We start from the raw sequence: 16,457 nt of genomic DNA, 5'->3' as shown, positions 1-16,457 counted from the left end.
CGGGAAATTCGGGTGTTCTGGCTCTCAGGCGTTCCGTCCTCTCTAGCAGAAGGCCGGGCCAAGACAAGAACCCCTCGGGCTTGCAGTGCGGGAGCGAACGGGCGCGGGCGCAGGGCCTTCGGGCGTGGTTTGGGTTGCAATTCGCCGAATGCGGGTTGGGCATCTCGGCAGGAGACGAGTTGATGGTCTGGCGTTTCGGTTCATTGGTGGCGCTGGTCGGAAGCATGCTGAGCGCGTCGGTCATCCCCGGACATTCCGCCAAGGATTTGAGCCCCACCACCAGCGGCCTGCCGATCCCGCGCTACGTCAGCCTGAAGTCGGATCACGTGAACGTCCGGGCCGGCCCGACCAAGGACAATGACGTCGCCTGGGTCTACACCCGGTCGGGGCTGCCGGTCGAAATCACTGCCGAGTTCGAGAACTGGCGCCGGGTGCGCGATTCCGAGGGCGCCGAAGGCTGGGTCTATCATTCCCTGCTGTCGGGCCGCCGCACCGCCGTCGTCACGATGAAGAACAAGGACGATCTGGCCTCGCTGTACGATCGCCCCGACCCCACCAGCGCCGTCGCGGCGCGCCTGCAGGCCGGCGTCGTCGCGCAGGTGAAGAAATGCGCCAATAACTGGTGCCGGGTCACCGGCAACGGGTTCGACGGCTGGATCGAGCAGCAGCGCCTCTGGGGCGTCTACGCCGACGAGAAGGTGGACTGAGTTTTCCTCGTCCCGAACGACAATGGCCGGGACGAGCCCGGCCATCACAACTCAAATCGACGGTAAGACCGTTCAGCGCTTCTTGCGCAGCCGCACCACCATGTCGACGCGGGAGATCTCGTAGCCTTCCGGCACGTCGGGCATCTTCGACAGCACGAGGTTCGGGTCGGGAATGTCGACCAGCTCGTGGTTGTGCTCGAGATAGAAGTGGTGGTGCGTCGACACGTTGGTATCGAAATAGGTTTTGGTGCCGTCGACGCTGACCTGGCGCAGCAGGCCGGCATCGGTCAGCTGGTTCAGCGTGTTGTAGACGGTCGCCAGCGACACCGGAACCTTGGCCAGCGTGGCTTCCTCGTACAGCATTTCAGCGGTCAGGTGGCGGGCACCCTTGCCGAACAGCAGCCAGCCCAGCGCCATGCGCTGGCGGGTCGGCCGCAGACCGGCAGACTGCAACATCTCGTTGACGTCATGCCACGGACAGCCGGTCAGGGCAGGGTGGTGCCCAGCGCCCCGGGCAGCCGGGTGCACGGCATCATCGTTCACAGCCGGTACTTCCTCGTTCATATCCACTCTATGCACCCAACTCAGGCAATATTCCTCATAAATATAAAAAGGATGCCTATCAGATGCAAGTTTTTCGCAACTAGAACGAATCCAAGCTGCGGTAGAAACCTAAGGAGAAGCGGTCATTTATCCTCGGAATGCCGCTTTGCCGCCCAGTTGGCGCTATGTTAGAGAGCGCGCGGACCACATATGCGCTTTCGGCAGAGATAACAGGCCGTAGCGTACCCAGGTAGCGCCAAGATGCGGGACGGGTTATTCCGGTTCCCGTGGGTAGATCAAGGTCCGACCAAGCAAAGCGCTCATCGGGACATCAGAGGTGGAAAGAGGATGCTGGATCGGCGCGGCGGTTACGAATACGAGGATTTGCTGGCTTGCGGGCGGGGCGAGCTTTTCGGTCCCGGCAACGCCCAGTTGCCGCTGCCGCCGATGCTCATGTTCGATCGCATCAGCGAGATTTCGGAGAATGGCGGCGAGTTCGGCAAGGGGCTGGTGCGCGCCGAACTCGAGGTGAAACCGGATCTCTGGTTCTTCGGCTGCCATTTCAAGAACGATCCGGTGATGCCGGGCTGCCTCGGCCTCGATGCCATGTGGCAAATGGTCGGCTTTTACCTCGGCTGGATCGGTGGCGAAGGTCGTGGCCGCGCGCTCGGCCTCGGCGAGCTGAAGTTCTCCGGACAGGTGCTGCCGCAAGCGCGCAAGGTTGTGTACAACATCGATATCAAGCGCGTGATGCGGTCAAAGCTCGTGCTTGGAATTGCCGACGGGTGGCTTTCCATGGACGACGAGATTATCTATCGCGCCAAGGACTTGAAGGTCGGGTTGTTCAAGCAGGGCACGGCGCCATCTTGAGCAGGATCATCATGCGGCAACATAAAGGCAGGGCGAGGCGAACATGAGGCGGGTTGTCATCACGGGGATGGGTATTGTCTCGTCCATCGGTAACAACACCCAGGAAGTGCTTGCGAGCCTCTACGAGGCGAAATCGGGCATTTCGCGCGCGGAGAAGGCCGCCGAACTCGGCTTCCGTTCGCAGGTGCACGGTGCGCCGACACTCAATCCTGCCGAGGTGATCGATCGCCGCGCGATGCGGTTCCTTGCCGAAGGTGCGGCGTGGAATCACGTTGCGATGGAACAGGCGATCCGCGACTCGGGCCTCGAGGAAAGCGAAGTCTCCAACATCCGTACCGGCATCATCATGGGATCCGGCGGTCCGTCGACGCGCACGCTGGTGGAGGCCGCCGACATCGCGCGCGCCAAGGGCCCGAAGCGCGTCGGTCCGTTCGCGGTGCCGAAGGGCATGTCCTCGACCGCGTCGGCGACGCTCGCCACCTGGTTCAAGATCAAGGGCGTGAACTATTCGATCTCGTCGGCCTGCGCGACGTCGAACCACTGCATCGGCAACGCCTATGAGACGATCCAGATCGGCAAGCAGGATGTCATCTTCGCCGGCGGCTGCGAGGAACTGGACTGGACGCTGTCGGTGCTGTTCGACGCCATGGGCGCGATGTCCTCGAAATACAACGACACGCCCGCCACCGCCTCGCGTCCCTACGATCTCAACCGCGACGGCTTCGTCATCGCGGGCGGCGCGGGTGTCGTGGTGCTGGAAGAGCTCGAGCATGCCAAGGCGCGCGGTGCCAGGATCTATGGCGAGGTCGTCGGCTACGGCGCAACCTCCGACGGCTACGACATGGTGGCGCCGTCAGGCGAGGGCGCCGAGCGCTGCATGCGCATGGCGATGTCGACGGTGAACACGCCGGTCGATTACATCAATCCGCACGCCACTTCGACGCCCGCCGGCGATCCGCCGGAGATCGAGGCGATTCGCAAGGTGTTCGGCACCGGCGACAAGTGCCCGCCGATCTCGGCGACCAAGGCGCTGACCGGCCACTCGCTCGGCGCCACCGGCGTGCAGGAAGCGATCTATTCGCTGCTGATGCTGAACAACGGCTTCATCTGCGAGAGCGCGCATATCACCGAACTCGATCCGGTGTTTGCCGACATGCCGATCGTGCGCAAGCGCATCGACAACGCCAAGCTCAACACCGTGCTGTCGAACTCGTTCGGCTTCGGCGGCACCAACGCGACGCTGGTGTTCAGGCGGCTTGACGCGTGATTTCGCCTCTCCTCGCTTGCCGAGGGAGGTCCGCGGGCAGCGAATGGGAACATTGCAACGATCCGGAATGGGGTGGGAATGATTATTGAACCGCGCGTGCGAGGCTTCATCTGCACGACGGCACATCCCGTCGGCTGCGCCACGAATGTCCGCGAACAGATCGCCTATGTTCTGAAGCAGGGCCCGGTCGCCGACTGCCCGAAGCGCGTTGCCGTGCTGGGCTGCTCGACGGGGTATGGCCTCGCGAGCCGCATCGTCGCGACCTTCGCCGACGGCGCCGATACGATCGGCGTGTCGCTGGAGCGCGAGCCGTCGGAAAAGAGAAGCGCCAGCGCCGGCTGGTACAACAACCGCGCCTTCGAGATCGAGGCCCAGAAGATCGGACGCTCGCCGCTCACGCTCGAAGGCGACGCCTTCTCCGACGAGCTGAAGGCGACCTTCATCGAGCGCGTGCGCGAGAAATTCGGACAGCTCGACCTGCTGGTCTACAGCATGGCCGCTCCGGTCCGGACCGATCCCGACACCGGCAAGACCTATCGTTCGGTGATCAAGCCGCTGGGCGCCCCGGTCGAGATCAAGACGCTCGACACCGAGACCGGCGAGGTGTTCCAGACCACGCTCGAACCGGCGAGCGAGGAGCAAACCGCGGCAACCGTCGCGGTGATGGGCGGCGACGACTGGAAGCGCTGGATCGACCAGCTCGCGGATGCCGGCGTGCTGGCGCCGGGCTTCCGGACGCTCAACTACACCTATATCGGCAGTGAACTGACCTGGCCGATCTACTGGAACGGCACGCTCGGCCGCGCCAAGGTCGATCTCGACAGCAAGGCGGAAGCGATCCGCGGCCGGCTCGGTGCGGACGCCGCCCGCGTCGTCGCGCTGAAGGCCGTGGTCACCCAGGCGAGCTCGGCCATTCCGGTGGTGCCGCTCTATGGCACCGTGCTGTTCAAGGTGATGAAGCAGCTCGGGCTTCACGAAGGCTGCATCGAGCAGATCGATCGCCTGTTCCGCACCAAACTCGGCAAGGATGTCGCGCTCGACGATACGCAGCGCGTCCGGGTCGACGATTGGGAGCTTTCGCCCGAAGTGCAGACGGAAGTGTCGCGGCGCTGGCCACTGCTCACCACCGAGACGCTCGGCGAGTTGGCCGATCTCGGCGAGTACAAGAGCCAGTTCCTGCGCCTATTCGGCTTCGGCATCGACGGCGTCGACTATACGCAGGATGTCGATCCCCGCGTCGTGCCGGGTTAGGCCGTTCGGGAAACATCGCATTCACAGCTTCGTAGCCCGGATGGAGCGAAGCGCAATCCGGAACAGTCCCTCTGTGGCGGAGAGCCCCGGATTTCGCTGCGCTTCATCCGGGCTACATGTCTCACCCCGCCGCGATCTTCTCTGCGCGCTGGAACGCGGGCCGGGCCACGCAGCGGCCGATATAGGCCTCGAATGACGGCCGCGACGGCACCATCTTGAACACGCGTACCGCAAAGTTCAGTCCCGCACCGATCGCGATGTCGGCCGCGGAGAATTGATCGCCGAGGATCCATGGCCCCTTCTGCAGCTCGGCGTCGAGCACGTCGAACACCTGCGCGGCGCTGCCCCATGCCGCGGTGCTGGTCGGCACCTCGAGCTTGGTGAAGAGCTGGATCAGCGCCGGCTCGATGCAACTCGGCGAGAAGAATAGCCACTGCAGATAGCGCGCCCGCTTTGGGTCCGTCGCTGCCGGCGCGAGTTTGGTCTCGGGATAGCGGTCGGCGATATAGGCGCAGATCGCGGCGGCCTCGGCGAGCTGCGCGCCGCCGTCGGTCAGCGCCGGCACCTTGCCCATCGGGTTGATCTTGAGGAAGTCCGGCGATTTCTGCGCGCCGGTGCTGATGTCGGTCAGCACCCGTTCGTATGGCAGACCGGATTCCTCCAGCAGCCAGATGGCTGAGAACGAGCGCGAGCGCGGCGACCAGTACAGCTTGATCATGGCTTAGCCTCCGATGTGCGGTTTGTTCTCATCCACCGATAGTGCTTCATCATGAAGCCGGTGACCGGATTGGGCGCTTCCTTCTCGAAGATGAAGCCTTCGCGCTCGTACCAGCGCCAGGCCTTCTCATTCTCGCGGACGCATTTCAGCCAGATCTCGTCGGGCATCTGCCGGCGCGTGAAGGCAAGCAGCTCGCGTCCCAGGCTCCGGCCCTGATAGGTGGGGACCACCATCAGCTGATCGAGCAGCGAGGTCGGCATGTGCAGCGCAAGCATGGCGGCGATGGCGCCGCGATCGTCGGCGACGAACAGGCTCCAGCCGCCGGCGATCTCGCGCGGCAGGCGGACACGCAGATCGTTCAACAAGCTGTCGCTGGCTTGCGAGAGCCCGGTCGAAACCCAGCTCGCCATCCAGGCGCGCGCGATCGCGTCATGTTCGTCGGGACGAGCGGGGCGGATGATCGGCGGCGTCATTGATCCCTATCGCGTTCGACGCCGGCGGCGCGACGCTGTGGGTGCATAAAGTCGAAAGCCCGCGATCGTCTCGCGGAGCTTTCAACTCTAGCGCAGTTGTGTGCAACCGGCGAGCCCGGCGGCTCACACGCCGAGCGTGCCGGCCTTTGCTGCCGCATAGCGCTCAGCCACGGCCTTCCAGTTCACCGTATTCCACCACGCCTTGAGATAATCCGGCCGGCGGTTTTGGTAGGTCAAGTAATAGGCGTGCTCCCAGACGTCGTTGCCGAGCAGCGCGCGCTTGCCGTCCATGATCGGATTGTCCTGGTTCGGCCGCGTCTCGATCGCGAGCTTGCCGTCCTTGGTCACGGTGACGAACACCCAGCCGGAGCCGAACACGCGCCCGCCGGCAGCGTTGAATTCGGTCTGGAATTTTTCCATGCCGCCGAGGTCGCGATCGATCGCGGCGAGCACCTCGCCGTCTGCCTTGCCGCCGTTCGGCCCCATGATCTGCCAGAACATGGTGTGGTTGGCATGGCCGCCCATGTTGTTGCGAACGCCGGTACGGATCGCCTCCGGCACGCTGCCGAGATTGGCGAGCACCTCGACGACCGGCTTCTCGGCGATCTGCGGATTGTCCTTGGCGAAATTGTTGAGGTTGGTGACATAGGCCTGATGATGCCGGTCGTGATGGATTTCCATCGTCTTGGCGTCGATATGCGGCTCCAGCGCATTGGTGGGATAGGTCAGCGGATCGATCTTGAACGGTCCGGCTGGAGCCTGCGCCGTGGCCTGCGCGAACGCTGCGCGCGATGCGGCGGCGGCCGCGGCGATGCCGCCTGCTGCGATGATCAAATGGCGTCGGGACATCGAGGACATCGTGGTTCTCCGTGCTGGGAAAGCTCCCTGATGTTAGGCCCGAGTTGTGAACGGGTTCCAGCGAATCCGGTCACAATGCCGGGTCAAAATCGCGCATGCCGATCAGCGGAGATTGATTTGCGTCCGATCTCGGCAAACCAAAAAGGGCGGCCACAGGGCCGCCCTTTTCGTAACAGTCGATTTTCTAGTCGATTGGCCTTGGCTTACTCGCCGGCAGCTTCGCGCGGCGCCGCAGCCGGCGCTTCGGTCTTCTGCTTGGCCTCGAGATCCTCGCCGGTCTCCTGGTCGACCGCCTTCATCGACAGGCGGGTCTTGCCGCGATCGTCGAAGCCGAGCAGCTTGACCTTGACCTTGTCGCCTTCCTTGACGACGTCGGAGGTCTTCTGCACGCGGTTGGACGCGAGCTGGCTGATGTGGACGAGGCCGTCCTTGGCGCCGAAGAAGTTCACGAACGCGCCGAACTCCATCACCTTGACGACGGTGCCCTCGTAGATCTGGCCGACCTCCGGATCGGAGGCGATCGACTTGATCCACTTGATCGCAGCCTTCATCGCCTCGCCATCGTTGGAGGCGACCTTCACGGTGCCGTCGTCCTCGATGTTGACCTTGGCGCCGGTCTTCTCGACGATCTCGCGGATCACCTTGCCGCCGGTGCCGATCACTTCGCGGATCTTGTCGGTGGCGATCTTGAAGGTCTCGATGCGCGGTGCGTATTCGCCGAGCTCGGCGCGCGCCGCGGTCAGTGCCTTGGCCATCTCGCCGAGAATGTGGATGCGCCCTTCCTTGGCCTGGCCAAGCGCAACCTTCATGATCTCCTCGGTGATGCCCTCGATCTTGATGTCCATCTGGAGCGAGGTGATGCCGTGGTCGGTGCCGGCGACCTTGAAGTCCATGTCGCCGAGATGATCCTCGTCACCGAGGATGTCCGACAGCACCGCGAAGCGCTGACCTTCGAGGATCAGGCCCATGGCGATACCGGCGGTCGGCCGCTTCAGCGGCACGCCGGCGTCCATCAGCGACAGCGAGGCGCCGCACACCGAGGCCATCGAGGACGAGCCGTTCGACTCGGTGATCTCGGAGACCACGCGGATCGTGTACGGGAACTCGTGATGCGGCGGCAGCACCGGGTGGATCGCGCGCCAGGCGAGCTTGCCGTGGCCGATTTCGCGGCGCTTGGTGCCGCCGAGGCGACCGGTTTCACCGACCGAGTAGGGCGGGAAGTTGTAGTGCAGCAGGAACGTTTCCTTGTACGTCCCCGACAGTGCATCGATGTACTGCTCGTCCTCGCCGGTGCCGAGCGTGGTCACGACCATCGCCTGGGTCTCACCGCGGGTGAACAGCGCCGAGCCGTGGGCACGCGGCAGCACGCCGGCTTCGGCGATGATGTTGCGCACGGTCTTGGCGTCACGGCCGTCGATGCGCTTGCCGGTGTCGAGGATGTTCCAGCGAACGATCTTGGCTTCCAGTTCCTTGAACACGCCGGCGACGCGAAGCTTGTCGTATTTCGGCTCCTGGCCTTCCGGGAAGAAGTGCGCCAGCACCTTCTCCTTGACGGCGCCGACCGCGGCATAGCGTTCCTGCTTGACCGGGATCGCATAGGCCTTGCGGAGCTCCTGTTCGGCGATGCCGAGCATCTCCTTCTCGATCTCCGAATTGTCGATCGTGGTGACTTCGCGCGGCTCCTTGGCAGCCTTCTCGGCGAGCTCGATGATCGCGTTGATGACCGGCTGGAAGTGGCGGTGGCCGAACATGACCGCGCCGAGCATCACGTCCTCGTTGAGCTCCTTGGCTTCCGATTCGACCATCAGCACGGCGTCGGCGGTGCCGGCGACGACGAGGTCGAGCTGGGTCTCGGTCATCTCGTCGAGCGTCGGGTTGAGAATGAACTCGTCATTGGCGAAGCCGACGCGCGCGGCGCCGATCGGGCCCTTGAACGGTGCGCCCGACAGCGTCAGGGCGGCGGAGGCGGCGACCAGCGACACGATGTCCGGATCGTTCTCCATGTCGTGCGAGAGCACGGTGACGATCACCTGGGTCTCGTTGCGCCAGCCGTCGACGAACAGCGGACGGATCGGGCGGTCGATCAGGCGGGAGACCAGCGTCTCCTTCTCGGTCGGACGGCCTTCGCGCTTGAAATAGCCGCCGGGAATGCGGCCCGCGGCGTAGGTCTTCTCCTGGTAGTCGACCGTGAGCGGCAGGAAGTCGACGCCCTCGCGCGGCGCCTTCGCCGCAACGACGGTGGCAAGCACCACGGTCTCGCCGTAGGTGGCCATCACGGCGCCGTCGGCCTGGCGGGCGATCTTGCCGGTTTCAAGTTTGAGGGGACGTCCACCCCAGTCGATTTCGACGGAATGCGAATTGAACATTTCGGTTTTCTTTCATGGTTTCACGAAAGCACGGCGCCCTGAAACACAAAGACCATGCCAAGACGGCGAGACACTGATGCGCTGTCGCGATCAGCATCCGGCGATCCTGCCATGGTCCCTGGATTTCGGATGGCGTCCATCCTTTCGGTCATCTGGGCATCTTGCCCGGTCCAGCGGCCGGATTGCTGCTGGACGCTAGTGTGCATGGCGCGACTGCCATGCTGCGCATGATCATCTTTCGACAATACGAAAGCCCGAGTTCACGGACGACCATGCGAAAACGCGCGCGAACCCTCGCGCGCGTGCTTCTCAAATCAACGACGGATGTTGTGCTTTTCGAGCAGCGCCTTGTAGCGCGCCTCGTCCTTGCGCTTGATGTAGTCAAGCAGGGAACGACGCGTCGACACGAGCTTCAGGAGGCCGCGACGTGAATGGTTGTCCTTCACATGGCTCTTGAAGTGCTCGGTGAGGTTATTGATGCGTTCCGACAGGATCGCGACCTGAACCTCGGGCGAGCCGGTGTCGCCGGCTTTGTTGGCATTCGTCTTGATGACTTCCGCTTTGCGTTCGGCGGTAATCGACATCGTCAGTTACTTTCATCGTTGCGAGCCGGACCGGCAGTCAGTCCGTTCAGGTTGAACACGCGCTTGGGGATGAGTTCGCCATTGCCAATTTCGGCAAGCGCGAGAAGCCGGCCTGCCACCGTGACATAGACTGTGCCGCTGGTATTGGGCGCATCCCGTCCGCGCAACAAAACGGCCTGGCCCCTGTGGAGCCTTGCCGCATCAGCCCGTGTGACGGCCAGTGCCGGGATGTCGTCCAGCGCGGTCTCAACGGGCAAAAGCGCGTCGGCGAGGCTGCCCTCGCCAGACGCGGCTCTATTGCATAAAGCCTCCAACTGTTCCAGCGGAATCATGTCCCGTTCGGTAAACGGACCGACAAGGGTCCGCCGCAGGGCGCAGATATGGCCGAAACAGCCCAGAATCCGGCCCATATCGCGGGCCAGCGCCCGGACATAGGTTCCCTTGCCGCACTCGGCCTCGAATACGGACTGGCCGTTATCGCCATGTTCCACGAGGGTTAACTCGTGAATTTCGACCGGGCGCGGCTTCAGTTCGACGGTCTCGCCGTCGCGCGCCAGATCATAGGCGCGCTCGCCCTGCACCTTGATCGCCGAATATTGCGGCGGGATCTGCTCGATCACCCCGGTAAAGCGCGGCAAGAGTTCCCGGATCGAATCGGCGGTCGGCCGGCTCTCGCTGGTCCTGACCGGCCGCCCCTCGGTGTCGTCGGTGTCGCGCTCCTCGCCCCAGCACACCGTGAAGCGGTAGCGCTTGCGGCCATCCATCACGAACGGCACCGTCTTGGTCGCCTCGCCCAGCGCGATCGGCAAGCCGCCGGAGGCGAGCGGATCGAGCGTGCCGGCATGGCCGGCGCGCTTGGCCTGGAACAGGCGCTTGAGCACCGCGACCGCCTGCGTCGAGGTCATGCCGATCGGCTTGTCGAGCACCACCCAGCCGTGGACGTCGCGCTTGTCGCGGCGCGGCTGCTGGTTCTGCCTGCCCTGCTTCTGGCGCGGGTCGTTGTTGGTGCGGCGCGCATCGTCGGTGCGCTGGCCGGCAAAAGCATCCCGCTCAGCGTCGCGCGCGTCGGTATCCTTCGCGTCGATAACGCTGTTGGTCGTCATCACAGTCATCACTCGTCGTCCGAATCGGGTGCAAGGTCTCGCTGCACCGCAGGTGTCCGCAGTAGTTTCTCGATGCGCTCCGCCTCGTCGAACCGCTCATCGACGCGGAAGCGAATGTCGGGTGCAAATTTCAGGTTGACGCGGTGCGCGATCTCGCCGCGAAGGAACTTCTTGTTGCGCTCGAGCGCGGATATCACCGTGTCGGTGTCGCGTCCGCCGAGCGGCATCACGTAGATCGTGGCGAGCTTCAGATCCGGCGACATACGCACCTCGGGAACGGTGATGATGTGGCCTTCCAGATCGGGATCGTGAACCTCACCCTGTGACAGAATCTCGGCAACTGCATGGCGAACCGTTTCGCCGACGCGCAGCTGACGTTGCGATCCGCCGGGGCTGGAACTCTTCTTTTGACGGGGCATGACCTTCTTCCAAAACCGTCGCGCCCGCCGGCCGTGGCCGCGGGCATCAATGTCCTTGCTTTGCTTTCAATCGGACGATGCGCTGGTGGCCGGACTAAAGTCCGGCCACGCCGTCGCATTCTCAGTTAAATGGACCCAACGCCTAGCAAGATCTGCGCTTCGTAAGATTTGGACTTACAGAGAGCGCTGGATCGTCTCGATGCGGTAACACTCGATCACGTCGCCGACACGCATGTCGCCGTAGTTCTCGAACGCCATGCCACACTCCTGGCCGGCGACCACTTCCTTCACTTCATCCTTGAAGCGCTTCAGCGTCGACAGCTTGCCTTCGTGCACCACGACGTTGTCGCGGATCAGGCGAACATTGGCGCCGCGTTCCACGGTGCCGTCGGTGACGCGGCAACCCGCGACCTTGCCGACCTTGGAAATGTTGAACACTTCCAGGATCTGCGCGTTGCCCAGCATGGTTTCGCGCAGTGTGGGCGCGAGCAGGCCGGACATCGCCTTTTTGATGTCATCCACGAGGTCGTAGATGATGTTGTAGTAGCGGATCTCGATGCCGTTGCGCTTGGCCGCGGCCGCCGCTTCCTTGTTGGCGCGGACCGAGAAGCCGATGATCGCGGCGTTGAAGCCCTCCGCCAGCGTGACGTCGGACTCCGAGATGCCGCCGACGCCGGCATGCAGGATGCGGGCGGCGACTTCGTCGGTGCCGAGCTTCTCGAGCGAGCCCAGGATCGCTTCCAGCGAGCCCTGCACGTCGGCCTTGACGATCAGCGGGAACTCCTTGCGGCCCGCGGTCTTGAGCTGCGACATCATCTGCTCGAGCGAGCCGCGCATGCCCGAGATCGAGGCCGCGGCATTCTCGCGCTTCTGGTGCGCGCGATAGCTCGTGACCTGACGGGCGCGGGCTTCGTTTTCGACCACGGCGAGACGATCGCCGGCTTCCGGCGGACCGTTGAAGCCGAGCACCTCGACCGGCACCGAAGGGCCGGCCTCTTCGAGATTCTCGCCCTGGTCGGAGATCAAGGCGCGGACGCGGCCCATCTCGGCGCCGGCCACGATGATGTCGCCGACGCGCAGCGTGCCGCGCTGCACCAGCACGGTCGCGACCGGACCGCGTCCGCGATCGAGCTTGGCTTCGATCACGGTGCCTTCCGCCGGACGCTCCGAGTTGGTCTTCAGGTCGAGGATTTCAGCCTGCAGCGCGATCATCTCGAGCAGCTTGTCGAGATTGGTCTTGTTCTTGGCCGAAACCTCGACGTCGACGACGTCGCCGCCGAGCGATTCGACCTGCACCTCGTACTGGAGCAACTCGGTGCGCACGCGCTCCGGCCGCGCATCCGGCTTGTCGATCTTGTTGATCGCCACGATCATCGGCACCTTGGCCGCCTTGGCGTGATTGATCGCCTCGATCGTCTGCGGCATCACGCCGTCATCGGCCGCGACCACCAGCACGACGATGTCGGTGACCTTGGCGCCGCGGGCGCGCATCGCGGTGAACGCGGCGTGGCCGGGCGTGTCGATGAAGGTGATCTTGGTGCCGCTCTCGGGCGACAGCACCTGGTAGGCGCCGATATGCTGGGTGATGCCGCCGGCTTCGCCCGATACGACGTTGGCGTGGCGCAGTGCGTCGAGCAGCGAGGTCTTGCCGTGGTCGACGTGACCCATGACGGTGACCACCGGCGAGCGCGGCTCGGTGTCGGTGGAATTGTCGACGACGTCGAACAGGCCCTCTTCCACGTCGGACGCCGCGACGCGCTTGACGCTGTGGCCGAGTTCTTCGGCGATCAGTTGCGCGGTGTCGGCATCGATCACGTCGGTGATCTTGTGCATCGCGCCCTGCTTCATCAGCATGCGGATGACGTCGACCGCGCGTTCCGACATGCGGTTCGCGAGTTCCTGGATCGTGATCGCTTCCGGAATGGTGACTTCGCGGATCAGCTTTTCCTTCGGTTCGTTCGACGCATGCCCCTTCAGGCGCTGGGTGCGGCGGCGGAACGAGGCGATCGAACGCTCGCGCACGTCGTCGGCGTTGAGCGCAGTGGTCAGCGTGAGGCGGCCGCGCTCCTTCTGCGGACCGGGCTTGTGGGTGGTCTTCGGAGCCGCGGCGGGGCGCACGGCGCCGCCGGGGCGGCGCACCAGGCGCGGACCTTCGTCTTCGTCCGGCCCGGCCGCAACTGCCGCCGGCCGCGGCGCAGAGGCTGGTGCGCGCGCGGTTGTCGTGGTGGTCGGGCGTGCTGCGGGCGCGCGGGCAGGCGGAGCAGACGCAGGTGCGGCTGTCGCGGGCCTGGCCGCTGTTGTGGCCGGAGCGCCGGGTTTGGCTTCGCCCTCGCCAAAGCGGCGCTTGGCCTCGACCTCGGCCTTGCGCTTGGCCTCTTCCTCGTGGCGGTGGCGCTCCTCTTCCGCCTTGCGGCGGGTTTCGGCGGCCTCGCGCTCGGCCTTCTCGGCAGCCTCGCGGACGGCGCGGCGCTTGGCTTCCTCTTCGGCCTGGCGGCGCTCCTCGATGTCGCGCTGACGGGCGTCGGCCAGCGCGCTGGCGCGCGCGGAACGCTCGTCCTCGGTCAGGGTCGGCAGCACCACGCCGGAGCGGGTGTTACGCTGCTGCTGGCCGGGGGGCGGGCCTGAGGGGCGGCCGAGCGGCGGCCTGGCGGCCGGAGCCGCAGGCTTTGCAACCACGGGTTCCGGCGCGTGCGCCTCGCCGGGACCATCGCCACCGACGCGACGCTTGCCGCGCTTCTCGACCACGACCTGCTTGGTCCGGCCGTGGCTGAAGCTCTGGCGCACGGTGCCCGTCTCGACGCGCGGCTTCAGCGACAACGTCTTGCTCGGGACACTCAAAGTCTTGTCGCCAGGGGTCTTGGTATCAACCATTCAGCAGTCCTAATCTCGTTTCGCTGTGCGTTTGCCGCACAAATCCTTCAACGTGTCGTCGTTTGCTGAGCATGACCGGTCGGAAAGACGGCGTCCGCCTTCCCGGATCACGCTCTGGAATTTCTGGCCGCTTCGGCGGTCTTGTCGTCGTCGGCCATCCGGTATCGGACCAGCATCTGGCAGCGCGACAGGAACGTCTTGCTCGCTGGGCCCGCGAGCAGCGCAGCATGTATCACATTTGACCGCCCAAGTGCCAAATCCAATTCTTCCGACGTCAAAACATTGACGACGGGGATTACCGGCGATTCACCACGTTTTTCGCCCCTTTGCCTCACGATCGCGTCCAATTTGCGGATTCCGTCCGCCGCGCCGTCGGAAGCGTGGATCAGGGCTGCAGTTTCGTTCCGGTTGAGTGCGTCCTCGACCTTGCCGAAGCCCGAAACCACCTGACCGGCCTTGGCGGCCATCGCCAGGGCCTCGGTGACGCTGCGCACCAGGAGGGTGTCGGTGTCGGTGGGGAGGGTCGGCGCGACGCGGACGTCGCGCTTGAATCCCTTGCTAAATTGGTGACGGCGGACCGCTTCCGCAACGCTGCGCCGCGATGCGGAAACCCATAGTCCGCGGCCGGGCAGCTTGCGCTTGATATCCGGGATTACCTCGCCCGTGGGCGTGACGACGAACCGGATCAGCTCGTCGATCGGACGCACCTCGCGGCTGACCGCGCACATCCGCGTGGTCGCGGACTTCTGCGTCCGCGGCCCATCGTCGAGATCGGGGTCAGCCTGAGCCAGCATCCGTGGGGCATCTCCTTACGAAGCCGTCGTTTCTGCTTCGGCGGCCTCGGCCTCCTCAGCAGGCTTGGCGAGGTCGGCCTCGGTGATCCAGCCGGCCTTCAGACGGGCCTGCATGATCACGGCCTCGGCCTCGTCGCGCGAGATCTCGATGCCGTCGAGGAACCCGGCATGTTTGGTCGGCTCGCCGCCTTCCTTGCGCTCGGTCCAGCCGACCAGATCATCGGTGGCGCAGCCGGCGAGATCCTCGACCGTCTTCACGTCGTTCTCGCCGAGCTTCACCAGCATCTTGCCGGTGATGCCGGGCACGTCCTTCATGGCGTCCTCGACGCCGAGTTCCTTGCGCTTGGCTTCCAGTTCCGCCTCGAGCTGTTCCAGATATTCGCGAGCGCGGGTCTGCAACTCGGTGGCGGTCTCCTCGTCGAAACCCTCGATGCCCGCGAGTTCCTTGACGTCCACCAGCGCGAGTTCCTCGACCGAGGTGAAGCCTTCGGAGGCGAGCAGCTGGCCGACCACCTCGTCGACATTGAGCGCTTCCATGAACACGCGGGTCGAGTTCTCGAAGTCGGCCTGGCGGCGCTCCGACTCTTCCTGCTCGGTCAGGATGTCGATGTCCCAGCCGGTCAGCTGCGAGGCGAGGCGGACGTTCTGGCCGCGGCGGCCGATCGCCAGCGACAGCTGGTTGTTGGTGTCGGGAACCACGACCTCGATGCGCTCGCGGTCCTCGTCGATCACGACCTTGGCGACCTCAGCCGGCGCCAGCGCGTTGACGACGAAGGTCGCAATGTCGGGCGACCACGGGATGATGTCGATCTTCTCGCCCTGCAGCTCGTTCACCACGGCCTGCACGCGCGAGCCGCGCATGCCGACGCAGGCGCCGACCGGGTCGACCGAGGAATCGCGCGAGATCACGCCGATCTTGGCGCGCGAGCCCGGATCGCGGGCGACCGCCTTGATCTCGACGATGCCGTCGTAGATCTCCGGCACTTCCTGCGCGAACAGCTTCGCCATGAACTGCGGATGGGTGCGCGACAGGAAGATCTGCGGACCGCGCGTCTCGCGGCGGACGTCGAAGATATAGGCGCGGACGCGGTCGCCGTTGCGGAACACTTCGCGCGGCAGCATCTCGTCGCGGCGCACGATCGCTTCGCCACGGCCGAGGTCGACGATCACGCTGCCATATTCGACGCGCTTGACGATGCCGTTGACGATGTCGCCGATGCGGTCCTTGAATTCCTGGTATTGCCGGTCGCGCTCGGCCTCGCGCACCTTCTGCACGATCACCTGCTTGGCCGACTGCGCGGCGATGCGGCCATATTCCAGCGGCGGCAGCGTGTCGGCGATGGTGTCGCCAACCTGAGCGCCCGGATTGGCGCGCTGCGCGTCGTGCAGCGAAATCTGGTTGGAGGAGTTCTCGACGACGTCGACCACCAGCATGTGGCGGGTCAGCCGCAGCTCGCCCTTCTTGGCATCGATCTCGGCATGGACGTCGGTCTCGCTGCCGTAGCGGGCACGCGCGGCCTTGGCGATGGCGTCTTCCATCGCCGCGATCACGATGGAGCGGTCGATCGACTTTTCGCGCGCAACTGCGTCTGCGATCTGCAGCAGTTCGAGTTTGTTGGCGCTGACTGCCATG

15 protein-coding genes are annotated in these 16,457 nt (G+C 64.7%); 4 read left to right on the top strand and 11 right to left on the bottom strand.

Features of this window, described 5'->3' with window-relative positions; genetic code table 11:
• Positions 1-182 precede the first annotated feature (182 nt).
• Positions 183-707, top strand: a complete 525-nt coding sequence (locus QA635_RS00310; protein WP_425249112.1) for an SH3 domain-containing protein — start codon at positions 183-185, stop codon at positions 705-707.
• Positions 708-779: 72 nt separating this feature from the next.
• On the opposite strand, the gene irrA is transcribed toward QA635_RS00310, so the two are convergent.
• A complete protein-coding gene (gene irrA / locus QA635_RS00305) occupies positions 780-1,271 on the bottom strand; it encodes an iron response transcriptional regulator IrrA (RefSeq protein WP_026192029.1) in 492 nt (163 codons plus the stop codon).
• 327 nt (positions 1,272-1,598) lie between these two features.
• On the opposite strand from irrA, the gene fabA reads away from it, so the two are divergent.
• The 3 genes from fabA to fabV all read left to right on the top strand — a co-directional run bounded on the left by fabA (position 1,599) and on the right by fabV (position 4,638).
• Positions 1,599-2,120, top strand: coding sequence for a 3-hydroxyacyl-[acyl-carrier-protein] dehydratase FabA (gene fabA, locus QA635_RS00300; protein ID WP_057015289.1), 522 nt, complete (start codon positions 1,599-1,601; stop codon positions 2,118-2,120).
• A gap of 43 nt (positions 2,121-2,163) precedes the next feature.
• Positions 2,164-3,387, top strand: coding sequence for a beta-ketoacyl-ACP synthase I (gene fabB / locus QA635_RS00295; protein ID WP_092081034.1), 1,224 nt, complete (start codon positions 2,164-2,166; stop codon positions 3,385-3,387).
• A gap of 78 nt (positions 3,388-3,465) precedes the next feature.
• The gene (fabV, locus tag QA635_RS00290) at positions 3,466-4,638 is read left to right on the top strand and encodes an enoyl-ACP reductase FabV (protein WP_283066072.1); all 1,173 of its coding nucleotides are present in this window, start codon (positions 3,466-3,468) and stop codon (positions 4,636-4,638) included.
• A 121-nt stretch (positions 4,639-4,759) separates the two neighbouring features.
• Here the strand turns inward: fabV and QA635_RS00285 are convergent, their stop codons facing one another.
• The 10 genes from QA635_RS00285 to nusA form a co-directional block, all read right to left on the bottom strand.
• Positions 4,760-5,356 (bottom strand): glutathione S-transferase family protein, encoded by a 597-nt coding sequence (locus tag QA635_RS00285; RefSeq protein WP_283066070.1) that lies wholly within the window; start codon positions 5,354-5,356, stop codon positions 4,760-4,762.
• A complete protein-coding gene (locus tag QA635_RS00280) occupies positions 5,353-5,829 on the bottom strand; it encodes a GNAT family N-acetyltransferase (RefSeq protein WP_283066069.1) in 477 nt (158 codons plus the stop codon). Before QA635_RS00280 ends, QA635_RS00285 begins: the two co-directional genes overlap by 4 nt.
• A 123-nt stretch (positions 5,830-5,952) precedes the next feature.
• Positions 5,953-6,687 carry a superoxide dismutase gene (locus QA635_RS00275; protein WP_283066067.1) on the bottom strand — a complete coding sequence of 245 codons (735 nt, stop codon included), beginning with the start codon at positions 6,685-6,687 and terminating at the stop codon, positions 5,953-5,955.
• Between the two features lie 203 nt (positions 6,688-6,890).
• Positions 6,891-9,053, bottom strand: coding sequence for a polyribonucleotide nucleotidyltransferase (gene pnp, locus QA635_RS00270; protein WP_283066060.1), 2,163 nt, complete (start codon positions 9,051-9,053; stop codon positions 6,891-6,893).
• Between the two features lie 314 nt (positions 9,054-9,367).
• Entirely contained in the window at positions 9,368-9,637 is a 270-nt protein-coding gene (gene rpsO / locus QA635_RS00265) for a 30S ribosomal protein S15 (RefSeq protein WP_016844725.1), read from the bottom strand.
• 2 nt (positions 9,638-9,639) lie between these two features.
• Positions 9,640-10,749 carry a tRNA pseudouridine(55) synthase TruB gene (gene truB / locus QA635_RS00260; RefSeq protein WP_225164078.1) on the bottom strand — a complete coding sequence of 370 codons (1,110 nt, stop codon included), beginning with the start codon at positions 10,747-10,749 and terminating at the stop codon, positions 9,640-9,642.
• Complete coding sequence (gene rbfA / locus QA635_RS00255; RefSeq protein ID WP_028343913.1) at positions 10,749-11,159, bottom strand: 30S ribosome-binding factor RbfA; 411 nt, start codon at positions 11,157-11,159, stop codon at positions 10,749-10,751. Before rbfA ends, truB begins: the two co-directional genes overlap by 1 nt.
• Positions 11,160-11,333: 174 nt before the next feature.
• Positions 11,334-14,030: a translation initiation factor IF-2 gene (infB, locus tag QA635_RS00250; RefSeq protein ID WP_225164079.1), complete on the bottom strand. Its 2,697-nt coding sequence runs from the start codon at positions 14,028-14,030 to the stop codon at positions 11,334-11,336.
• Between the two features lie 107 nt (positions 14,031-14,137).
• The gene (locus QA635_RS00245; RefSeq protein ID WP_283066056.1) at positions 14,138-14,824 is read right to left on the bottom strand and encodes an RNA-binding protein; all 687 of its coding nucleotides are present in this window, start codon (positions 14,822-14,824) and stop codon (positions 14,138-14,140) included.
• A gap of 15 nt (positions 14,825-14,839) precedes the next feature.
• A complete protein-coding gene (nusA, locus tag QA635_RS00240) occupies positions 14,840-16,456 on the bottom strand; it encodes a transcription termination factor NusA (RefSeq protein WP_057015297.1) in 1,617 nt (538 codons plus the stop codon).
• Position 16,457 lies beyond the last annotated feature (1 nt).

The organism is Bradyrhizobium brasilense, assembly GCF_029714345.1.
Classification (GTDB): domain Bacteria; phylum Pseudomonadota; class Alphaproteobacteria; order Rhizobiales; family Xanthobacteraceae; genus Bradyrhizobium; species Bradyrhizobium australafricanum.
This window is presented reverse-complemented; position numbering and strand designations above follow the sequence as displayed.

Bases quoted from the DNA above. Each gene is read 5' to 3' on its own strand.
- irrA (WP_026192029.1), bottom strand. From the start codon at position 1,271: ATGAACGAGGAAGTACCGGCTGTGAACGATGATGCCGTGCACCCGGCT.
- rpsO (WP_016844725.1), bottom strand. From the start codon at position 9,637: ATGTCGATTACCGCCGAACGCAAAGCGGAAGTCATCAAGACGAATGCC.
- QA635_RS00245 (WP_283066056.1), bottom strand. From the start codon at position 14,824: ATGCTGGCTCAGGCTGACCCCGATCTCGACGATGGGCCGCGGACGCAG.
- pnp (WP_283066060.1), bottom strand. From the start codon at position 9,053: ATGTTCAATTCGCATTCCGTCGAAATCGACTGGGGTGGACGTCCCCTC.
- fabB (WP_092081034.1), top strand. From the start codon at position 2,164: ATGAGGCGGGTTGTCATCACGGGGATGGGTATTGTCTCGTCCATCGGT.
- QA635_RS00310 (WP_425249112.1), top strand. From the start codon at position 183: ATGGTCTGGCGTTTCGGTTCATTGGTGGCGCTGGTCGGAAGCATGCTG.
- QA635_RS00285 (WP_283066070.1), bottom strand. From the start codon at position 5,356: ATGATCAAGCTGTACTGGTCGCCGCGCTCGCGCTCGTTCTCAGCCATC.
- rbfA (WP_028343913.1), bottom strand. From the start codon at position 11,159: ATGCCCCGTCAAAAGAAGAGTTCCAGCCCCGGCGGATCGCAACGTCAG.
- QA635_RS00280 (WP_283066069.1), bottom strand. From the start codon at position 5,829: ATGACGCCGCCGATCATCCGCCCCGCTCGTCCCGACGAACATGACGCG.
- fabV (WP_283066072.1), top strand. From the start codon at position 3,466: ATGATTATTGAACCGCGCGTGCGAGGCTTCATCTGCACGACGGCACAT.
- nusA (WP_057015297.1), bottom strand. From the start codon at position 16,456: ATGGCAGTCAGCGCCAACAAACTCGAACTGCTGCAGATCGCAGACGCA.
- truB (WP_225164078.1), bottom strand. From the start codon at position 10,749: ATGACTGTGATGACGACCAACAGCGTTATCGACGCGAAGGATACCGAC.
- fabA (WP_057015289.1), top strand. From the start codon at position 1,599: ATGCTGGATCGGCGCGGCGGTTACGAATACGAGGATTTGCTGGCTTGC.
- QA635_RS00275 (WP_283066067.1), bottom strand. From the start codon at position 6,687: ATGTCCTCGATGTCCCGACGCCATTTGATCATCGCAGCAGGCGGCATC.
- infB (WP_225164079.1), bottom strand. From the start codon at position 14,030: ATGGTTGATACCAAGACCCCTGGCGACAAGACTTTGAGTGTCCCGAGC.